This window comes from Bradyrhizobium sp. LA6.1 (assembly GCF_040547805.1).
In the GTDB taxonomy this organism is placed as follows: Bacteria; Pseudomonadota; Alphaproteobacteria; order Rhizobiales; family Xanthobacteraceae; genus Bradyrhizobium; species Bradyrhizobium barranii.
On sequence record NZ_JBEPQK010000003.1, the window covers coordinates 91,324 to 110,317 of the forward strand.

Annotated in this window: 16 protein-coding genes; 11 read left to right on the forward strand and 5 right to left on the reverse strand. The window is 64.3% G+C overall.

The window, feature by feature from the left end; translation table 11 throughout:
- Positions 1 to 16 precede the first annotated feature (16 nt).
- Positions 17 to 229: a hypothetical protein gene (locus ABIB99_RS07590; protein ID WP_354077690.1), complete on the forward strand. Its 213-nt coding sequence runs from the start codon at positions 17 to 19 to the stop codon at positions 227 to 229.
- 95 nt (positions 230 to 324) lie between these two features.
- Here the strand turns inward: ABIB99_RS07590 and ABIB99_RS07595 are convergent, their stop codons facing one another.
- Both ABIB99_RS07595 and pdxR read right to left on the reverse strand, forming a co-directional pair.
- Positions 325 to 573 (reverse strand): hypothetical protein, encoded by a 249-nt coding sequence (locus tag ABIB99_RS07595; RefSeq protein ID WP_354077692.1) that lies wholly within the window; start codon positions 571 to 573, stop codon positions 325 to 327.
- Between the two features lie 138 nt (positions 574 to 711).
- Positions 712 to 2,121, reverse strand: a complete 1,410-nt coding sequence (gene pdxR, locus ABIB99_RS07600) for a MocR-like pyridoxine biosynthesis transcription factor PdxR (RefSeq protein ID WP_354175359.1) — start codon at positions 2,119 to 2,121, stop codon at positions 712 to 714.
- Between the two features lie 109 nt (positions 2,122 to 2,230).
- On the opposite strand from pdxR, the gene ABIB99_RS07605 reads away from it, so the two are divergent.
- Entirely contained in the window at positions 2,231 to 2,692 is a 462-nt protein-coding gene (locus ABIB99_RS07605) for a carboxymuconolactone decarboxylase family protein (RefSeq protein WP_354175360.1), read from the forward strand.
- Positions 2,693 to 2,742: 50 nt separating this feature from the next.
- Positions 2,743 to 3,381: an HD domain-containing protein gene (locus ABIB99_RS07610; protein WP_166341989.1), complete on the forward strand. Its 639-nt coding sequence runs from the start codon at positions 2,743 to 2,745 to the stop codon at positions 3,379 to 3,381.
- Between the two features lie 7 nt (positions 3,382 to 3,388).
- Here the strand turns inward: ABIB99_RS07610 and ABIB99_RS07615 are convergent, their stop codons facing one another.
- Positions 3,389 to 4,696: an MFS transporter gene (locus ABIB99_RS07615; RefSeq protein WP_354175362.1), complete on the reverse strand. Its 1,308-nt coding sequence runs from the start codon at positions 4,694 to 4,696 to the stop codon at positions 3,389 to 3,391.
- A 665-nt stretch (positions 4,697 to 5,361) separates the two neighbouring features.
- Here ABIB99_RS07615 and ABIB99_RS07620 point away from each other — a divergent pair.
- The 4 genes from ABIB99_RS07620 (at position 5,362) to ABIB99_RS07635 (ending at position 9,485) form a co-directional block, all read left to right on the forward strand.
- On the forward strand, positions 5,362 to 7,239 hold the full coding sequence (locus tag ABIB99_RS07620; RefSeq protein WP_135213824.1) for an adenylate/guanylate cyclase domain-containing protein: 1,878 nt from the start codon (positions 5,362 to 5,364) through the stop codon (positions 7,237 to 7,239).
- 49 nt (positions 7,240 to 7,288) lie between these two features.
- A complete protein-coding gene (locus tag ABIB99_RS07625) occupies positions 7,289 to 8,131 on the forward strand; it encodes a phosphatase PAP2 family protein (RefSeq protein WP_354175364.1) in 843 nt (280 codons plus the stop codon).
- A gap of 113 nt (positions 8,132 to 8,244) precedes the next feature.
- Positions 8,245 to 8,805: a papain-like cysteine protease family protein gene (locus ABIB99_RS07630; RefSeq protein WP_063983025.1), complete on the forward strand. Its 561-nt coding sequence runs from the start codon at positions 8,245 to 8,247 to the stop codon at positions 8,803 to 8,805.
- 29 nt (positions 8,806 to 8,834) lie between these two features.
- Positions 8,835 to 9,485: a hypothetical protein gene (locus ABIB99_RS07635; RefSeq protein ID WP_166341987.1), complete on the forward strand. Its 651-nt coding sequence runs from the start codon at positions 8,835 to 8,837 to the stop codon at positions 9,483 to 9,485.
- A gap of 72 nt (positions 9,486 to 9,557) precedes the next feature.
- Here the strand turns inward: ABIB99_RS07635 and ABIB99_RS07640 are convergent, their stop codons facing one another.
- Together ABIB99_RS07640 and ABIB99_RS07645 are read right to left on the reverse strand one after the other, a co-directional pair.
- Complete coding sequence (locus tag ABIB99_RS07640) at positions 9,558 to 9,812, reverse strand: DUF3551 domain-containing protein (protein WP_354175366.1); 255 nt, start codon at positions 9,810 to 9,812, stop codon at positions 9,558 to 9,560.
- Position 9,813: 1 nt separating this feature from the next.
- Positions 9,814 to 10,134, reverse strand: coding sequence for a DUF3551 domain-containing protein (locus ABIB99_RS07645; RefSeq protein WP_063986338.1), 321 nt, complete (start codon positions 10,132 to 10,134; stop codon positions 9,814 to 9,816).
- A 254-nt stretch (positions 10,135 to 10,388) separates the two neighbouring features.
- Here ABIB99_RS07645 and ABIB99_RS07650 point away from each other — a divergent pair, with 254 nt between their 5' ends.
- The 4 genes from ABIB99_RS07650 (at position 10,389) to ABIB99_RS07665 (ending at position 18,884) form a co-directional block, all read left to right on the forward strand.
- The gene (locus ABIB99_RS07650; protein WP_063983028.1) at positions 10,389 to 11,108 is read left to right on the forward strand and encodes an outer membrane protein; all 720 of its coding nucleotides are present in this window, start codon (positions 10,389 to 10,391) and stop codon (positions 11,106 to 11,108) included.
- A 499-nt stretch (positions 11,109 to 11,607) separates the two neighbouring features.
- Complete coding sequence (dnaE, locus tag ABIB99_RS07655; RefSeq protein ID WP_208073848.1) at positions 11,608 to 15,111, forward strand: DNA polymerase III subunit alpha; 3,504 nt, start codon at positions 11,608 to 11,610, stop codon at positions 15,109 to 15,111.
- Positions 15,112 to 15,437: 326 nt separating this feature from the next.
- Positions 15,438 to 16,208 carry a carbonic anhydrase gene (locus ABIB99_RS07660; RefSeq protein ID WP_354175368.1) on the forward strand — a complete coding sequence of 257 codons (771 nt, stop codon included), beginning with the start codon at positions 15,438 to 15,440 and terminating at the stop codon, positions 16,206 to 16,208.
- A 174-nt stretch (positions 16,209 to 16,382) separates the two neighbouring features.
- Entirely contained in the window at positions 16,383 to 18,884 is a 2,502-nt protein-coding gene (locus tag ABIB99_RS07665) for a caspase family protein (protein ID WP_354096072.1), read from the forward strand.
- The last annotated feature ends 110 nt before the right edge of the window (positions 18,885 to 18,994 follow it).

Genomic DNA, 18,994 nt, shown 5'->3' on the forward strand with positions numbered 1-18,994 from the left:
CGGCTCGCGTCAGCATATGCAGGTTTTCGAACTTCACCGTACGGATGAGATTGTCGAACTCGCGGCTGATCCCCATCGCCGCGATGAACGCAGCGCGGTCGCGGTCGGCGTTCGCGATCCGGCGCTGCCTGTATTCCGCGACCGCCTGCGGCGCCGGATGCCCGTGAAAGACGAGGACCAGCCTGGAGTTATGGACCGCCAGGGCGGCGTCGGGAGCGACCTCGCGTGATGTCGCGCCGAGAAACAGATAACCGCAGGCCGAGTTGCACATCGCATGGTAGGTCGTGAGCTCCGCCTCGACCTCGCCGCCGGCGGCCTTGGTCTTCAGGCAATCGGACGCTGGGTGTCCTTGACGCCGGCCAGGAAGCGGCGAATGCGCTGGCTGGCGTCCCCATCGATCTCGCCCTCGATGGCGATCCAGTGGTCGCAGCCGGGCCCGCACGCGTCCGGTGCCCCCTTGGCAAGATAGATCGTCAGCCTGCGCGCAAATCCGGCATTTTCGGCAGGCGTTTCCTCGGCGTGCAGTGCGCATGGAAGCAGCATGGCCACGAGAAACAAAATACGGGCAAGCATGTAACGACTGGGCCACGCGCGGTGAAGATGGACGCTGACGCTACATGATGATCCGCGCGCCTACAACTTTCGGTGGCATGCGGACCCGCGTTTATTGCGCCGGGCGGCGCATCGTGCTTTCTCGAAATACAGCGTTCGTCACGTCAGACGATCGATGATTTCGAAGAGCCTGTCGCAGGACGCCTCGATCCGCTTTTGCGGCGACGTGGCGATACCCAGCAACAGACCGGGGCGCGCCGAAGCCGTGGACGCATACCACAGCGACAGCGGTGTCGGCGCCAGCCCGAACGATGCCGCTTCCCTGGCGATGGCGAGATCGGGCGCTCCATCCGGCAGCCGCAGGACCGCTGCCAATCCGGCAAGCGCAACGTTGGCGGTGCGTGTCCGAAGCTGTTTCAGCAATGCATCGCCTTGCGCGGCGTAGACCCGCTTCGTGCGCCGGAGATGCCGCAGATAATGGCCCTCGCGCATGAAATCGGCGGTCGCGAGCTGCACCGCGGGCCCGGGCGCCGGTGCGAGGCAGGCCGCGGCTTCGGCAAATCGCGACGCCAGAGCCGCCGGCGCAACGACAAAGCCGAGCCGCAGGGCAGGGGTGACGGTCTTGCTGAAGGAGCCGATATGGATGACGCGGCCCGCGCGATCGAGCGAGGCGAGCGCCGGCGTGGCCCGGCCCTTGAGCTGAAGCTCGCTGAGATAGTCATCCTCGATCACCCACGCCTTGCGTCGGGCGGCCCAGTCGAGCAGGCGCGAACGCCTCGCCAGCGACAATGTGGATCCGAGTGGCGCCTGCTGCCCGGGCGTCACGACAACAAGCGCCGCGTCGGGAGCATGTTTCAGGCCGTAATCGACATCGATGCCGTCAGCGTCGACCGGGATCGGCGCGATCGACAGTCTGGCAAGCGCGAGACCGTGCCGCGTGAAGGGAAAGCCCGGATTCTCCATCCAGACCTTCGTCTTTGGCTCGAGGCCGAGGACACGGAGCGCCAATCCGAGGCCGCCGCTGAAACCGCTGGTGATGATGATCTGCGACGGCGTGCACGCGATGCCGCGCGCCAGCGCAAGGTAGGCTGCGATCTCGCGTCGCAAGTCGAGCTCGCCGCGCGGATCCGGATAGATCGCCGGCGCGCTCATTTCGACGCGGACCGCCTGCGCGCGCATCCTTGCGAGCAGCGTCGCAGGAAAGGTCTCTTGCGCAGGCACGCCCATCTGGAAGATTGCCGGCCCCGCCGTGAGCTCCTGGTACATCTCCATGAACGAGCCGGGCGCCGGGGCCTTGTCCTTGCGAACGGGAAAGGACGGCCGATCCGCGACATGCGTGCCGGTCGCGCGTGACGCGACGATCAGTTGGGCGGAGGCCAGCTTTTCATAGGCCGCGCGCACGGTGCCCCGCGCGACGCCAAGCTGGGCTGCCAGGTCCTGCCAGGAGGGCAGGCGCGCTCCGGGTGCGAGCACGCCGTTCGCGATGGCGGCCCTGATGCCCCCATGGATCTGCTCGGCCAGCGGCGTCTTCGCAGATCGATCCAGTTCCAGCCGGAGCGGTTTGGTCATGCCCCTTGGTACACGATTTTCATGCATTCTTGGTGCTTTTTTGTGGACCAGGGCAGGGCCATTTAAGGCGGAGACAAGGGCCGGGCATCGATCATCAAGGAGCAGGACAATGACAGGGCGTCTCGACTACGACCGTATCGCGCCGGCGGGTGTGAAAGCCTTGGGCGGTGTCTACGGCTACATCATGCAGAGCAATCTTCCGGCGGCGCTGATCAACCTCGTCTATCTGCGCGTATCCCAGATCAACAACTGCGCCTACTGCCTCGACATGCATATGCGCGATCTGCTCAAGAGCGGGGTGAAGATCGAAAAGCTCGCTCTGCTGCAGGCGTGGGAGGAGGCCGGCCATCTGTTCGACGCGCGCGAGCGCGCCGCCCTCGCATGGGCCGAAACGGTGACCCGCGTCGCGGATACCGGCGTGCCGGATCAGGCCTATGAAGCCGCGCGCGGGGTCTTCGAGGAGCGCGAACTCGTCGATCTCACCATCGCGATCGGCCTGATGAACACGTATAATCGTATGGCGATCAGCTTCCGTAAGACGCCGCAGGCCGCCGTCGAGAAGACAGCCTGACGGGCCACGAACGGCATCGGCCGACGTCAATGCTAGGCAGGAGTTAGAAAATGACGAGCGTGATTTCCGGCGTGAAAATTCCCGACAGCAAGCTGGCGCGCGAGGCCGCCGAGCTGGTGCGCAGCTACGAAGACGAGATGCTGTTCAACCATTCGGTCCGCGTCTACGTGTTCGGCGCGATGAAGGGGCTGCGTCAGAAGCTGAAATTCGATTCCGAGTTGCTTTATGTCGCGGCGCTGTTTCACGACCTCGGCCTGGTCGATCACTACCACACCGAAACAAAGCGATTTGAGGTCGACGGTGCCGACGCCGCGCGGGACTTTCTCCGGGCACGCGGCATCGCCGAGCCGCAGGCCGATCTGGTTTGGGAGGCGATTGCGCTGCACACCACACCCGGTATTCCGGAATATATGAGACCGGAAATCGCCCTCACGAGGGCAGGAGTTGTGGTGGACGTCGGAGCCGTTGGATATGACGAGTACACGCCGGAGCAGCGCGATCAGGTGATCGCTGCGTTCCCGCGCGGCGATTTCAAGAACGAGTTTTTGAAGGTGCAGACCTGCTCAGCGCTGAAGAAGCCGCAGACGACATTCGGGACCGTCAATTTCGACTATATCCAGGATCACGATCCCAGCTTCCACAAGCCGAACGTGTGTACGCGCATCCGCAACACACCCTGGCAAAGCTGAGCTGCCGCTAAGCCACCGGATCCCTGACGGCATCCGAACGGCTTCGGTCATCCGGCGCCAGCGGTGGCGCCGGCCGCGCGGGAGCGTCCTTCAGCAAGGCGGCGTCGCTCGAGGCGTCCTCGACTGGCGCGGCTCGGGCCTCGCGCGCGGCGACGATCCAGATCAGGAAGCCAAGAAGTGCGAGCGCGGCTCCGACGGGACCGGTGGAGGTCCAGCCCAGCCCCTCGCGAATGGCAAGGCCGCCCAGGAACGGGCCGAGCGCATTGGCGGTGTTGAACGCCGAATGATTGAGCGCAGCAGCGAGCGCTTGTGCGTCTCCCGCGACGTCCATGAGCCGCGTCTGCAGGACGGCGCCGAGCGAGACGCTGGCGCCGATCGCGAAGACGTCGGCCGCGAGCAGCCAGGGATTGCCCGCGGCGAGCGGAAACACCAGGAGCGCGACTGCAGCAAACAGCAGGATGACGCCCGCCGTCGGCATCAAGGCGCGGTCGGCAAAGCGCGGCACGAACAGATTGCCGAGCGTGGCGCCGATGCCGAACACGGCGAGGAAGAACGGGATGACCGCGGTGCTGACCTTGGTGACCTCGATCAGCGTCGTCGCGAGATATGTATAGACGGCGAACATGCCGCCGAAGCCGATGGCGCCGATCGCGAGCGTGATCCAGACGCGGCCGCTTCTGAGCGCCCCGAGCTCGCGCAGCGGATCGGACCTGCCGGCCTGGTCGCGCGGCGCGAACAGCGCGCACAGCAGGACCGTGATCAACGCCAGCACCGACACGAAGCCAAAACTCGCGCGCCAGCCGACCGCCTGGCCGATCAGATTGGCCAGGGGCACGCCGATGATCGTGGCAGAGGTCAGCCCGAGCATCACCTGGCCGATCGCCTGCGAACGGCGATGTTGCGGAACGAGCGATGCCGCGGCCAGCGCGGCGATGCCGAAATAGGCGCCATGCGGCAATCCCGACAGAAATCGAGCCGCGATCATCCAGCCGAAGCCCGGCGCGAGCGCGGTGAGCGCGTTGCCGAGCGCGAACACGGCCATCAGGGTCAGCAACTGGGTGCGCCGGGCGAACCGCGCGCCAAGCACGGCGATCAGCGGCGCGCCCAGCACTACGCCGAGCGCGTAGGCACTGATCGCGTGCCCCGCGGTCGGCTCGTCGATCCCGAGGTCGGCGGCGAAGAACGGCAGCAAGCTCATCGATGCGAATTCGGTGGTTCCGATCGCAAAACCACCCATCGCGAGCGAGAACAGGACGATGGCGAGGTGAGGGGGCGCTGAGGCGCGGGGCGAGGTCGCGTGAGGCGAGGTCGTCATGTGTCCTGCATTGGTGGCGGCAACGGGAATCAGCCCAGCGAACGTCGCCACCCCTGCAAGATTTGTCGTCGTACTTAAACCCGCGCCAGCCCGCGTCAACATCGGAGGCGCGATGCAAGGCATGCCGCATATCAGCGTCCCGATTTAAGTGTGGCGCCATCCGGACGCGTCGCGCACCAGCCTGTGGCTTCATCGGTGCGCTTCGGCCTTCCCGCGACTTTCGCTATCTACTCTACAGACGGGGTCGACACGCCTGAGGGCAAACCAGTTGCATAGCTGCAGCAAAGTGTATTGGCGGTTGAAGCGGTCGGCGCGACCTTTTGCCATCGCGCCCGGCGCGAGGGCTTCCACTTCGGGGCCGGCGCAAGTGAGGAATTCGCGAATGCTGTCGAAATTCAAAAGGAATTCATAAGGAATTCAAAAGGAATTCGAAAGGTAGAGTGCATTGATTGGGTGCCTTATTCCAGTGCGAGCCGCTCATTGCCAAGAGGAGGTAATCCGAAGAACCCCTTTTACTCTCCGCCGCGACTTGTTGTGGCGCTGCCGCTCCGAGCCATTCGGGTGATTTTGGTAGCGCCTCAACCGAATTGCGTTTAGCGTGTTGCAGATTGGTTCAACGACGAGACTCTGCTCGGCAAGAGGCTTTATTCGCCGCTGAGGGATCAATGAAGTCGGAGCCTACGAGCGTCCCCCCGTCGTCGCCGAACACCGCCAACGACAGTGGTGCGAGGTTGGTTGGTGCTGCCGAACAGGACTTTAATTCCCAAGTAGGTACGATCCTCGAATTCGAAAGACCTTTCCGCGCCGTCCTCGTGGCGGACGTCGTCAGCTATACCAGACTTATGGAAGCTGCTGAGGTCGAGACGCATAGTCGCTATCGGGCTCTTCGCGTGAGCGTCATCGATCCGGCCTTGATCGGTCGACGAGGCGAGATTGTGAAGAACACCGGCGACGGCTTCGTCGCGGTGTTCGAGAGCCCGCTCGATGCCCTTCGCTGTGCCTCCGAGTTGCAGCGTGAAGTCACCGGGCTTGAAACCTTGCAACCTCCCGAGCGCCGCATAGCCTTTCGCATCGGCGTCCATTGGGAGCCTGTCATCTTTGATCTGAACGATGTCTACGGCCATGGCGTCAATATCGCAGCACGCTTGCAATCTGTCGCTCCCGCGGGCGGCGTTGTGGTGTCTTCGGCCCTTTTGCGAGTAGTCGCCGATCTGAGCGAATTCAAGTTTGACGACCTGGGTGAGCTTCATCTCAAGAACCTGTCGCGGCCGGTTCATGCCTTTCTCCTGCTCTCGCCGGGAGTGGACCGCCGCACGGTAATCGGCGCTTCCACCAAATCCTCGAGACGAACCAAACTGCCCTCGATCGCCGTTCTTCCGTTTGCGAACAGCTCTTCGGAGGTCGACGATAGCTATTTTGCCGAAGGCTTCGTCGAAGACATCATTGTCAGCCTGAGTAATATTCAGGAGCTCCTGGTGGTGTCTCGCGGGTCGACGATGCCGTTTCGTCAGCGCGAGATCGATCCCGTCGAAATCGGCGAGAAGCTTGGCGTTCGCTATTACGTCAGCGGTCACGTTCGCCGATCGGGCAAGCGATTCCGGTTTTCGGTCGAGCTGGTCGATGTTGCGACTGGCTCCGTGGTGTGGGCCGAGAAATACGACACGGACCTCGCGGACGTTTTCGAAGTCCAGGACGAGATCGCCATTGGTGTCGTTGAGAAGATCGCCGCCTATGTGCGTCGCGCGGAGATCAAGCGGGCGCTGCGAAAGCCGCCGAAGAGCCTCAATGCGTATGACTATCTCCTGCGGGCGCTTGAGCTGCTCTACAAATTCGATTTCGCGAGCTTCTCGCGCGCCAAAGGGCTGCTCGAGAAAGCCAGCGAGGAAGACCCCGAATACGCGGCGCCGTACGCGTTCGCTGCGAAGTGGCACAATTTCAAGATCGCGGAGGGGTGGTCGTCGGATTTCGATGCGGATTCGGCCGACGTGATCCGGTTGTCCAATTGTGCCATCGAAAGAGACCCGCAAAATGCTCTCGCGCTCGCGATACAGGGGCACGGCAAGAGCATGTTCTTTCGAGACTACGACAGCGGATTGGACTTGTGTGAGCGGGCTCTTGCCATATCCCCCAGCAATTCGTGGGCATGGGTGTTCGGGAGCGGGACCCCCGGGTTCATCGGCGATGCTTCAACCGGAATCGCTCGTGCGGAGCGCGCCATCCGGCTTTCACCACTTGGCCAACAGGCCTTTTTCAATTTCTGCCTGCTCGGCCAAAATCATTATCTGAACGGAACGTTTGACGATGCCATTCGCTGGTCGAAGAAGTCTTTGACCCTCAGCCCGCGTTTTGGAAACGCCGCGCGCGTCCTCGCCGCAAGCCTCGTCGCGGTTGGTCGCCTGGAGGAAGCGCGGCAGGTGTCGCAGCACCATAAGAACATCCTGCCCGGCTTCAGGGTATCGGACTATGCGCGCCGTTGTCCGTTCAAGGAGCCCCAGGGGTCTTTGTATGTCGAGCGATTAGGAGCAGCTGGGTTGCCGGATTGATGGGGCCAGGAGCCCGGTTCAAATTATTAGCCCCTCGATGGAGAGCACAATGCCTGGTATTGCAGGAGGAGGAGGCGGTGGCGGCGGCGGTGGCGGCGGCGGCGGTGGAGGCGGCGGCGGTGGTGGCGGCGGCGGTGGTGGCGGAAACGGCGCAGTCAGCGGCGGTTACGTTGGCGGTGGAATTCCCCCGCGTCCTTTCCCGATCTTCGAGAGTTTCGTCGGAGTCCTGCCCGGTGGCTTGAATTACGGGGCGACATTTCCGCTGTCTGCCTGGCGCCCTGACTTTTTTGCTCAAATAGCATTGCTCGAATTTGCCAGAACCGATTGGCAAACCATCACTGTCGCCGGCCCGCCAACGGATCACGATGTCATTTTCGGGGAGATCGACGAACTGCTCGGGGCGTCGATGGATAGTCGCAAGAGGTTGGCAGATGAGATCGTCGATCAGGACGTGAGACTTGTCGGCTATTTTGCGCAGGTCCTCATGCTTTCGCCGTCGGCGCATCCAAATACGATCAAGATTCTGGAGATGGCCGATCATGTTGGGCTGATGGTCGCCGTCTACTACAAGCTCAGGTTCAATCGCGGGCGGCCGCAACAGGTGTGGCCGGGGCTTTTCCCAATGGTCGCTTCGCCCTGGCACGCCTCCTATCCGAGCGGACATTCGCTGGAGAGCCACCTGATGGCACTGGCGCTGGGAGAGATTATCCCCGGTGCCAAGAGTGCGCTGAGGGCGCTGGCCGCGCGGATCGGGAAGAATCGCGAGATCGCTGGCGTCCACTACCCGAGTGACACGGCTGCCGGGAAGGCCATTGCTGAAGCCGTGTTTCCGTACCTCCAGCAATGCGGCACCTTCCATGCGGTGACCGAGGCAGCAAAACAAGAGCATTGAACAATGCCTAATGCCGCAGCCGAGATCGCATCCTTGGATTTTGCAAGGATGCGCTCCGCACGGCCACAAGGAATTGAAGTTGGACCAATCGATCTCAACCACGAGGTATTGCAATGGGTGTGGAAGAAATTTCCGTCATCGAAAGGACACGGATTCAGTTGGCGCCAGATTTCACGATGCAACATCAGTGTCACATCAATTGGTGCTGGGCAGCCGTCGCTTCCAGCATCTCGCGCTATTACGACGAGACCAGCATTTTCACGCAGTGCCACATCGCCGACCTTGAATTGAACCGGCATGATTGCTGTGATTTCCCTTGCGGCACGCCGGGCCTGGAATTCGATGTGACGCATACTCTTGGATCACCGCTCAACCGAGTTCGCTGCCTCGCCCTGTTGGCCTACGACCAACGAGCGACACGAATGGAGGTGCAGCAGGAGATCAGTGCAGGGCGACCCATTTGTGTTCGCACGGTCTGGTCGGGAGACGAAGATGAGGAGGGACCGGCGCACTTCGTCGCGATCGTCGGATATCTGGAGGATACCGACAGCCTGGTCATCGAGGATCCCCTTTTCGGCCTAACACCAGAGATCCAGTTTAATCGATTTTGCTCAAACTATCGGGACGCCAAAGGTGTCTGGACGGACACTTACTTCACCAAGCCCCCGGTCTAGAACCTCGCCACCGTGAAAGGAGAGAAAAGATGGCAATTCATCCCAGCGATCCTCCGGCGGCTGCGGTCGTAGCTGTGAAGCGAGCGGTGGCCATCCGGGTGGGCAACCCGAAATTCCCGCGATCAAGGCTTTCCACTGCCAACCGCGACGCGGTCTTCATTTCCCTGCCGCATCGCATTGCCTATCTGGCTTTTGGCAAGATCCGTCGCGCGGACGACCTCAGAGCGGCTGCGGCGATAGGCAATTGGAGATTTCTTGTGATTGAAGCGAAGCGGCGCACCGCCGCTGATGATGGTGGAGGGGAGGAACAGGAGCCGATCGCTGCCGCGACAATCGTGGAGTCGGCAGCGACGACGTATGAGACGACGTATGAACTGGGTGACCTGAACGAAGGGCCGTTTGTGGCGGCGACGTCGGAGGCGATCCGTCGCGCCGAGAAGCTTCCTGAGGTTCGAAATGGAGCCTTCGAGGCTTTCCTGCTCACCGTGCCGGCGGTCCATGTGACAGCGCTCTGGCTGCAAGATTGTCAAGATTATCGTGGCGATGCGGACCTGCTGCTGACGTTGCCGCCCTCGGACCTCGCCTTGGAGCCGTACCGGCCGATGGCGTCGGCTGCGTTCTTGACTGTCGTGCAAGACCTCGCTCGGAAAGTAACTTCCGAATACGCGACGAGGGGGTGAGCGGGCAATGTCGGCGCGATGGAAAAGCTCGCAAGGGCGTCAAAGTTGGCAAGTCCCGGCATGGGAGCACGCCTAGTCGGCGTGCTTCGGCCGCCGGGGAGCCTTTGACCTCTTCTGCGGAAAGTACGGGTTCACGGCGCAGCTCGCGGAGCGGCCGACGGCGAGAAATCTGCACTGTTCGAGCGAAGTGTAGCGGCAGTCGAAATAGCCGACCGGGCCGTAGATCTGCATGCAGACGGGATAGCTGGGATCGTAGGTCTGCGCGTGCGCCGGCACGCCCGAGAAGAGCAGGCCGGTGGCGACGAGCGCGAAGCGGGCGCGGCGCATCTCAGCGCGGCGGGTAGTAGCCGGGTGAATAGCCCGGTGTCTGCGCGCGCGGACGATTCTGATAGGCGTAGGGATCGTCGCTCTGGCCAGTGAAATACGGATTCGCGATGCAGGTCAGCGCGCGGCCCGACGAGCTTGCCTGACACTGTGCGTAACTGTCGAATGTGCAATTGCTCAGCCCCGGCCATTCCTGGCCGGTCAGGCAGAACGCGTGATGCGTGCCGAATGCGCGTGCGGGCGTGCTTGCACTCAGCGTGAGCGCGAATGTGGCGATTGCGAGCGAAAATGTGGCGACAATGGGGAGGGCAATCTGTCTGCGCATCTCAATCTCCAATCACACAATCGTGCGTGCATCAGGTGTCCAGGCACAGATGCAACATACGTCGTGTAGTCGACATTGGAACTCATGAAAACCCTTGTTTCAAAGGGTTTCCCGCGCGCGCTGCTAAACATTCATTAACGCAGCACAGCCCTTTGGCCCCGACTGTTGCGTCGGGGTTACAGCAATTCCGTCGAGCGCTGATATGACGGCCCTACGGCCCGGGGGCCTAACGACGAAACTGGAACGGGAATCAAATGAACAAGAATCTGTTGCTTGCTGCTGTGAGCCTTGTCGCGCTGAGCGCGACTGCGCCGGCGCTGGCTGCTGACCTCGCTGCGCGGCCTTACACCAAGGCGCCCGCGATGATCGCGACCGTCTATGACTGGAGCGGCTTCTACATCGGCATCAACGGCGGCGGCGGTTCGTCGCACGCGACCTGGGATTTCGTTGGCGTGGGCCGCGAAGGTTCGCACGATGCGACGGGCGGCACGGTCGGTGGCCAGATCGGCTATCGCTGGCAGTCCGGCCAGTGGGTGTTCGGCGTGGAAGGCCAGGGCAACTGGGCCGACTTCTCGGGCGACAACACCAGCGCGCTGTTCGCTACCCGCAACCGCACCAAGATCGATGCGTTCGGTCTGATCACCGGTCAGGTTGGCTACGCCTGGAACAACGTCCTGGTCTACGTCAAGGGCGGTGCGGCTGTGGTCAGCAACAAGTACGAGATCTCCAGCACGGCGGGCGCGCTGCTCTCCTCGTCCAGCGACAGCCGCTGGGGTGGCACGGTCGGTGCCGGCCTCGAGTACGGCTTCGCGCCGAACTGGTCGGTTGGCGTCGAGTACAACCACATCTTCCTGTCCGACAAGGACGTGACCTTCGCTGGCTTCGCCGGCTCGGAGCGCATCCGTCAGGACGTCGACATGGGTCTCGTCCGCCTGAACTACAAGTTCGGCGGCCCGATGATCGGTCGCTACTGAGACTGGTCGCTCATTTCGAGCGATCGTCGAAAAGCCCCGGCCTTGCGCCGGGGCTTTTTTGTTGCGTGAATTCAGCGAGTTAACCATCACTTTTCGAGAAAGCTCACACGGCTTGACTCTCGAGAACGAAATGAGAACAATGTTCTTCATACGTTCTGGTGATGGAGCAAGCCATGTTCAGGATTTTCGTGGAAGAAGCCGCCGCACTCGCCTCGATCTCGCTGTTCGTCGGGATGATCGCAATCTGGGCGCAGGTGATTCCGCAGCTCTAGAGCCTCGGTTTTGTAAGCCGATGCTCGGGAACCCGACTTGCCCCCTCAGGAGTGCCCTTGGGGAAAAGCGGGACGACGCGGCCGTTTCGTGGCTCCGGCGTGGACTCTGAAGCGGTGACGCCCCACCATTGTGAGGCGAGTCGGCTGGGTGGGCGGAAGATGTCCTCATGATCCCCCCTGGAGCCGGCGACCGCTCCATCTCATCTGCAAGAGGCCGTCACGCGACCATGCCGAGCGCCGGATTTGTCCACCTTCACGTTCACTCGGCCTATTCGCTGCTCAAGGGCTCGATCAAGATCGCCAAGCTCGCCGAGCTTGCGAAGAAAGACCACCAGCCCGCACTGGCGCTGACCGACACCGACAACATGTTCGGCGCGCTGGAGTTCTCCGACAAGATGGCGGGCTCCGGCATCCAGCCGATCGTCGGCTGCGAGCTCGCGATCGATTTCGGCGACCAGGATCCCAACGCGCGCAATGCGCTGCTGCCGTCGCGTGTGGTGCTGCTGGCGGCCCAGGAGCGCGGCTATCGCAGCCTGATGCGGCTGAACTCGCGCGCGTTCCTTGAATCGCCTGACAGCCACGCGCCGTTCATCAAGTTCGATTGGCTCGACGGTGAGACCGAAGGCTTGATCGCACTCACGGGCGGCCCTGACGGGCCGATCTCGCTCGCGCTTGCCAGCGGGCAGGCCGAAATTGCGGCGACGCGCTGCGAGCGTCTCGCCGGCCTGTTCGGCGACCGCCTCTATGTTGAATTGCAGCGCCACAACATCGACAAGGAGCGCCGCGTCGAAAGCGGGCTGATCGACATTGCCTACGCAAAAGGCCTGCCGCTGGTTGCGACCAACGAGCCGTATTTCGCTTCGAACGACGATTACGAGGCGCACGATGCGCTGCTCTGCATCGCCGGCGGGCGGCTGATCGCCGAGACCGATCGCCTTCAGCTCACGCCCGATCACCGCTTCAAGACCCGCGCCGAGATGGCGGTGCTGTTCGCCGACATTCCGGAGGCGCTGGCCTCGACGGTGGAGATCGCCGAGCGCTGCTCGTTCCGCCCGATGACGCGCAAGCCGATCCTGCCGTTCTTCACGGTCGGCGCGGCCGCAAGCTCCGACGCCGCGTCAGTCGAGGCGGCCGAGCTCAAGCGCCAGGCGGAGGAGGGGCTCGCCAACCGCCTGCGCGTGCACGGCCTGTCGCAGGGCACCACGGAAGAGGACTACGACAAGCGCCTGGCGTTCGAGCTCGACGTCATCATGCGGATGAAATACGCGGGCTACTTCCTGATCGTCTCGGACTTCATCAAATGGGCGAAGGGCCAGGGGATTCCGGTCGGACCGGGGCGCGGTTCGGGCGCCGGCTCTCTGGTCGCCTGGGCGCTGACCATCACCGACCTCGACCCGATCAAGTTCGGCCTGCTGTTCGAACGCTTCCTCAATCCGGAACGCGTCTCGATGCCGGACTTCGACATCGATTTCTGCCAGGACCGCCGCGGCGAGGTGATCAGGTACGTCCAGGAGCGCTACGGTCGCGACCAGGTCGCGCAGATCATCACCTTCGGTACGCTGCAGGCGCGCGGCGTGCTGCGCGACGTCGGCCGCGTGCTGCAGATGCCCTATGGCCAGGTCGACAAGCTGACCAAGCTGGTGCCGCAGAACCCGGCCGCGCCGGTGACGTTGGCCGCCGCGATCGAGAGCGAGCCGAAGCTTCAGGCGTTCCGCGATGAAGACCCGGTGGTGGCGCGCGCCTTCGACATCGCGCAGCGTCTCGAAGGCCTGACCCGCCACGCCTCGACGCACGCGGCCGGCATCGTGATCGGCGATCGCCCCTTGAGCGAACTCGTGCCGATGTACCGCGATCCCAAGTCGGACATGCCGGTGACCCAGTTCAACATGAAATGGGTCGAGCCGGCCGGGCTCGTGAAGTTCGACTTCCTCGGCCTGAAGACGCTGACCGTGCTCGACGTCGCGGTGAAGCTCCTGAAGCCGCGCAACATCGATATCGATCTCGCGACGCTGCCGATCGACGATGCCGAAAGCTACCAGATGCTGGCGCGCGGCGAGGTGGTCGGCGTGTTCCAGGTTGAAAGCCAGGGCATGCGGCGCGCGCTGGTCGACATGCGCCCCGACCGTTTCGAGGACATCATCGCGCTGGTCGCGCTCTATCGCCCGGGCCCGATGGCGAACATCCCGACCTATTGCTCGCGCAAGCACGGCGACGAGGAGCCGGAATATCTGCATCCGGTGCTGGAGCCGATCCTGAAGGAGACCTTCGGCGTCATCATCTACCAGGAACAGGTGATGCAGATCGCGCAGGTGATGTCGGGCTATTCGCTCGGTGACGCCGACCTGCTGCGCCGCGCCATGGGCAAGAAGATCCGCGCCGAGATGGACAAGCAGCGCGACATCTTCGTCGCCGGTGCGGTCAAGAACGGCGTGCCGAAGGGGCAGGCCGAGACCATCTTCGAGCTGCTCGCAAAGTTCGCCGACTACGGCTTCAACAAGAGCCACGCGGCGGCCTACGCGCTGGTGTCCTACCACACCGCCTATATGAAGGCGCATTACCCGGTGGAGTTCATCGCAGCGTCGATGACGCTCGATCTCAACAACACCGACAAGCTCTCCGAATTCCGTTCCGAGGCGCAGCGCCTCGGCATCAAGGTCGAGCCGCCGAACATCAACCGCTCAGGCCCGACCTTCGAGGTCGGTGACAAGACGATCTACTACGCGCTTGCCGCGCTCAAGGGCGTCGGCATCCAGGCGATCGAGCAGATCATCGAGGAGCGGACCAGGCGCGGGCTGTTCACCTCGCTCGCCGACTTCGCCGCGCGGGTCAATCCGCGCGCGATCAACAAGCGCATCATTGAAAGCCTCGCTGCCGCCGGCGCCTTCGACACGCTGGAGCCGAACAGGGCGCGGGTCTTTGCCGGCGCGGACTCGATCCTGGCCGCCTGCCAGCGTGCGCATCAGGCCGAGACCATCGGCCAGAACGACATGTTCGGCATGTCGGCGGACGCACCGACCATCATGCTGCCGCAGATCGAGCCCTGGCTGCCGGCCGAGCGGTTGCGCCGCGAATATGACGCGATCGGATTCTTCCTGTCGGGCCATCCGCTCGACGATTACGCGATGGTCCTGAAGCGCCTGCGGGTGCAGAGCTGGGCCGAGTTCTCGCGTGCGGTGAAGACCGGCGCCACCGCCGGCAAGGTCGCGGCCACCGTGGTGTCGCGCATGGAGCGGCGCACCAAGACTGGCAACAAGATGGGCATCATGGGGCTGTCTGATCCCACGGGCCATTTCGAGGCGGTGCTGTTCTCCGAAGGCCTCGCGCAATACCGCGATGTGCTCGAGCCGGGCGCCGCCGTGCTGCTCCAGTTGGGCGCGGAATTGCAGGGCGAGGACGTCCGCGCCCGCGTGCTGCATGCCGAGCCGCTCGATGACGCGGCCGCCAAGACGCAGAAGGGCCTGCGCATCTTCGTGCGCGACACCAAGCCGCTGGAGTCGATCGCCAAGCGACTGGCCGGACCCGACATGGCGGCCTCGAACGGCGCCGCGCCAAAAGTCGGCAGTCCCGGCATCGCGCCGCGCTCGAACGGCGACGGCGAGGTCTCCCTGGTGATGATGCTCGACCTCGAGACCGAGGTCGAGATGAAGCTGCCGGGCCGCTTCAAGGTCTCGCCGCAGATCGCCGGCGCGATCAAGGCGGTCGCGGGCGTGGTGGACGTGCAGCAGCTGTAAAGCGCGATGATATCCGGAAGAATCGTCATCGCGCTTGGGATCGGCGTTGGCGTATGACCTCACCACAAACGCGTGCCGCGTTTGTGGTGAGTGAGAATTGCTGCCCTTTTTCCGGATCATGCTTTGGCAGCCGATCTCGAATATATGCAGATGGACGCAGCTCTGTGCGGTCGTTGCGCGTGTGGCGAGCGATCGCTTCGGCTTTGCAGCATGGTTCGCGTTGCAACAATCATCAGTTGCATCATTTATCATTGGTGATTTCTTCACATCGATGCACCTATCATCGCGACGCTTCCATTCGTCCACTGTACTTGGGGAAACGTCACATGTGCGACAAGTGCTCTGAATCTCTGCATCATGAATCTCTGCATCGAGACATCGCGCCGTCGCGGCGATCCGCGATGCTGTTTGGCGCCGCTGCGTTCGGCATGGCCTTCGCCGGCGGAGCTTTCGCGAGCGGCGCCTTGGCAAAGGAGGCCAAGCAGCCACCCAAGCCGCAGAACGTGTTGTCGCCCGACGCATCGCTGAAGCGGCTGATGGAGGGCAATGCGCGCTATGTCGACGGTGTGGCGCGGCGCCACGATTTCAAGCACGAGCGCGAGGCGCTGGCCGGTGGACAGAATCCGTTCGCGGCGGTTCTGAGCTGCGCCGATTCACGCATCGCGCCGGAATATGCCTTCGACAGCGGCCGCGGGGATCTCTTCGTCTGCCGCGTCGCCGGAAATTTTGCCGGCATCGAAACCATTGCCAGCATGGAATATGCGGTGGCCGTGCTCAACGCACCGCTGATCCTGGTGCTTGGCCATGATGCCTGCGGCGCGGTCGATGCGACGCTGAAGGCAATCAAGGACAATACGTCGCCGCCGGGACACATTCCCTCGCTGGTCGATGCGATCGCGCCCGCCGCAAAGGCTGCGATGCAGCAGGGCGGGGACGTGCTCAACAAGGCGATCCGGCAGAACGTGATCGACAACGTCGCGAAGCTGAAGTCGGCCGCGCCGATCCTCAATGCGGCCGTGGAGCAGGGCAAGCTGAAGGTCGTCGGTGGCATCTACCGGCTCACCACGGGAACAGTCGATCTGATCGCGCAGGGCTGAGCGAGGTTCGCGCCACAGCGCGGTCGCGAGGCTTACGCGGGCCTGACGCAGGGACGTGATGGGGCGGGGCGCCATGCCGCCGCCTCAATCCGCGCTTTTCGTTCAAGAGCCATTCAGCCGGCCGCGCGTCTCATGTACGGTGGCAGCTCAACAACGATAGCGGGCAAGCAAGCCATGCGTGGGACCTACAAGGCCTTCATCTGTTTTCTCTTGCCGATCCTGGCGTTCGCTGCGGCCGCGCCCGATCCGGCGCGCGCGCAGCAGCAGGAAAAGCGCATCGCGCTCGTGGTCGGCAACGGCGCCTACGCCAAGTCGCCGCTGGCGACGACCGCGAACGATGCCGGCCTGATCGCGCAGACGCTGCAAGCGGCGGGCTTCGACGTGGTCGGCGCGCGCGATCTCGACGGCGACACGCTGCGCAAGAGCTTGCGCGATTTCATCCAGAAGGCGCAGGCCTCGGGTCCCGGCACCGTCGCGATGATCTATCTTGCCGGCTTTGGCGTCCAGCTCGCGGGCGAGAACTATTTCATCCCGGTCGATTCCAACATCATCCGCGACACCGACATTCCGACCGAAGGCTTGCGCATCAGCGACTACGCCCGCCAGCTCGCGTCCATTCCGCTCAAGGCCAACATCGTCGTGCTCGATGCGGCGCGCGCGCAGCCCTTCATCGAGGGCGGCCAGCAGATCGCGAGCGGACTGGCGCTGGTCGAGCCCGATCCGAACATGCTGATCGCCTTCAACGCCGCGCCCGGCACGGTCGCGCCGGAAGAGCCCGGCCCGTACGGCATTTATGCGCAATCGCTGGCGGAGATGATCCGTACCGGCGGTCTGCCGCTGGCCGAGGTGTTCGACCGCGTCCGCCTCCGCGTCAACGAGGCCAGCAAGGGCGCGCAGGTGCCGTGGAACGAGGCGAAGATATCGGCGCCCTTCTCGTTCTTCGAGCGCGGGCCCGATGCGCCGCCGCCGGAGGCAGCGCCCGACCAGGTTGCCGCGATCCGCAACAAGCCGATCCGCGATCTCGGCGTGCAGGACGCCTATGCGGCCGCGCTCGAGCGCGACACGTTGCCGGCCTACGAAGAATTTCTCGCGGCCTATCCCGGTGACCCGATGTCGAAGCGCGTGATGGCGATCGTCGCGGCGCGCCGCGAGGCGATCACCTGGCGGCGGACCTACCGGAACGATACGCCGGAGGCCTATTGGTCGTATCTGCGTCGTTATTCGCGCGGTCCGCATGCCGGCGATGCACGGCGCAGGCTTGCAATCCTGACCGCGCCGCTCGAGCCGCCGCCGACTTTCGCGATGATGGACTATGACGTGCCGCCGCCGCCGCCGGAGGAGATCGTCTATGTCGACCGTCCCGTGCTGCTGTTCGGCGACCCCGTGTTCGGCTTCGCGCCGCCACCGCCGCCGCCGGTCTATTATCTGCCGCCGCCGCCGCCGGATTTCATAGTGCTGGAGCCGCCGCTGCCCGTGGTCGGCCTGTTCGTGCTGCCGCAGCCGCTGTTCGTGCCGATCCCGGTGTTCGTCAGGCCGCCGGTCTATGTCGCGCCGCCGCCGAACAACATCGTCTTCAACAACATCCATAACACCACGGTCATCAACACCGTGATCAACCGGCCGCCCGCCCCGCCCGTGGGAGCGGGAGGAGGGACCGGGCCTGGCAATCTGAGGCCGGCGATTGCCGACCGCGCCAACCCGGTAGCGCCAATGTTGCCGCAAGCCGCTACGCAGCGCGCCGCGCTGATCCAGCAGGGCAAGGCGCCGATGCCGCCGAGCGCGACGGTCCAGCCGACGGCGAGACCGGGGATACCTCCGGGGACGCCGGCCAATGTCGCGCCGACCGGCACGCCCCCCGCCGCACCGCCGACCAAGCTGCCACAGACCAACACGCTGCCGGTTCCCGGCGCCCAAGGCGGGCCGCCAGCGCCGCCGGCCGGGGCAGGGACGTCGCCTGGCGGCAGGCCCTTGGCGCCGACGGCAAATGCACCCGGTGCGCCCCCGCCGACGCATCCGGGGGCGCCGACCACGGCTGTGCCCGGCACAACGCTGCCGTCCCATCCTGGCGCGCCAACGGCCGGCACTCCGACGACCGTTGCGCCCACCGCGAATCCGGCTGCGCCCGGCCAACCGGCGAAGCCGCCGGTTGCTCAGACCCCGCCTGTCGGCGCGCCCGCTGGCGGCAAGTCTGCAACCCGTGAGCCGGCTGGCGCTGCGGGCACACCGCCCGGCACGCCCTCGGGCGCCGCGGGCAAGCCGGTCACGCCGCCGCCCTCGGCCGCGCGCGAGCCGGTCAAACCGCAGAACTTGCCCGCGACCCCTCCAGCGCAGGCCGCCCGGCCGTCGCCGTCAACTCCAGCATCGCGGCCGCAGGCCGTGGCGAGGCCGACGCCGCCACCGCCCGCCGCTCGCCCGGCACCGCCGCCGCATGTCGCATCGCCTCCGCCAGCCCGCGCGGCTCCGCCTGTGGCCGTTGCACGGCCGGCGCCTCCGCCCATGGCCCGGCCTGCACCTCCACCCGTGGCGCGGCCCGCGCCGCCACCGCCGGTCGCCCGGCCAGCACCACCGCCGCCGCCGCGGATGGCCGTCGCGCCCCCGCCGCGTCCAGCGGCACCTCCGGCGCGCCCAGCGGCGCCGGCGGCGAAAAAGTGCCCGCCGAACCAGCCCAAGTGCTAGGTCTTTGCGGGCTGGCGTGGTCTTTACGGAAGAGGGCCTTCGGGAGGCGAAAACAGCCCCCGAAAGGCCCTTATTTCCTTGCTTCTGGCCGAAATGGCGCTATATAGCGC

What these genes read in the sequence shown, in the direction of transcription:
- ABIB99_RS07590 (WP_354077690.1), top strand. Translation starts at nt 17, where the DNA reads ATGCAGGTTTTCGAACTTCACCGTACGGATGAGATTGTCGAACTCGCG.
- ABIB99_RS07595 (WP_354077692.1), bottom strand. Translation starts at nt 573, where the DNA reads ATGCTTGCCCGTATTTTGTTTCTCGTGGCCATGCTGCTTCCATGCGCA.
- pdxR (WP_354175359.1), bottom strand. Translation starts at nt 2,121, where the DNA reads ATGACCAAACCGCTCCGGCTGGAACTGGATCGATCTGCGAAGACGCCG.
- ABIB99_RS07605 (WP_354175360.1), top strand. Translation starts at nt 2,231, where the DNA reads ATGACAGGGCGTCTCGACTACGACCGTATCGCGCCGGCGGGTGTGAAA.
- ABIB99_RS07610 (WP_166341989.1), top strand. Translation starts at nt 2,743, where the DNA reads ATGACGAGCGTGATTTCCGGCGTGAAAATTCCCGACAGCAAGCTGGCG.
- ABIB99_RS07615 (WP_354175362.1), bottom strand. Translation starts at nt 4,696, where the DNA reads ATGACGACCTCGCCTCACGCGACCTCGCCCCGCGCCTCAGCGCCCCCT.
- ABIB99_RS07620 (WP_135213824.1), top strand. Translation starts at nt 5,362, where the DNA reads ATGAAGTCGGAGCCTACGAGCGTCCCCCCGTCGTCGCCGAACACCGCC.
- ABIB99_RS07625 (WP_354175364.1), top strand. Translation starts at nt 7,289, where the DNA reads ATGCCTGGTATTGCAGGAGGAGGAGGCGGTGGCGGCGGCGGTGGCGGC.
- ABIB99_RS07630 (WP_063983025.1), top strand. Translation starts at nt 8,245, where the DNA reads ATGGGTGTGGAAGAAATTTCCGTCATCGAAAGGACACGGATTCAGTTG.
- ABIB99_RS07635 (WP_166341987.1), top strand. Translation starts at nt 8,835, where the DNA reads ATGGCAATTCATCCCAGCGATCCTCCGGCGGCTGCGGTCGTAGCTGTG.
- ABIB99_RS07640 (WP_354175366.1), bottom strand. Translation starts at nt 9,812, where the DNA reads ATGCGCCGCGCCCGCTTCGCGCTCGTCGCCACCGGCCTGCTCTTCTCG.
- ABIB99_RS07645 (WP_063986338.1), bottom strand. Translation starts at nt 10,134, where the DNA reads ATGCGCAGACAGATTGCCCTCCCCATTGTCGCCACATTTTCGCTCGCA.
- ABIB99_RS07650 (WP_063983028.1), top strand. Translation starts at nt 10,389, where the DNA reads ATGAACAAGAATCTGTTGCTTGCTGCTGTGAGCCTTGTCGCGCTGAGC.
- dnaE (WP_208073848.1), top strand. Translation starts at nt 11,608, where the DNA reads ATGCCGAGCGCCGGATTTGTCCACCTTCACGTTCACTCGGCCTATTCG.
- ABIB99_RS07660 (WP_354175368.1), top strand. Translation starts at nt 15,438, where the DNA reads ATGTGCGACAAGTGCTCTGAATCTCTGCATCATGAATCTCTGCATCGA.
- ABIB99_RS07665 (WP_354096072.1), top strand. Translation starts at nt 16,383, where the DNA reads ATGCGTGGGACCTACAAGGCCTTCATCTGTTTTCTCTTGCCGATCCTG.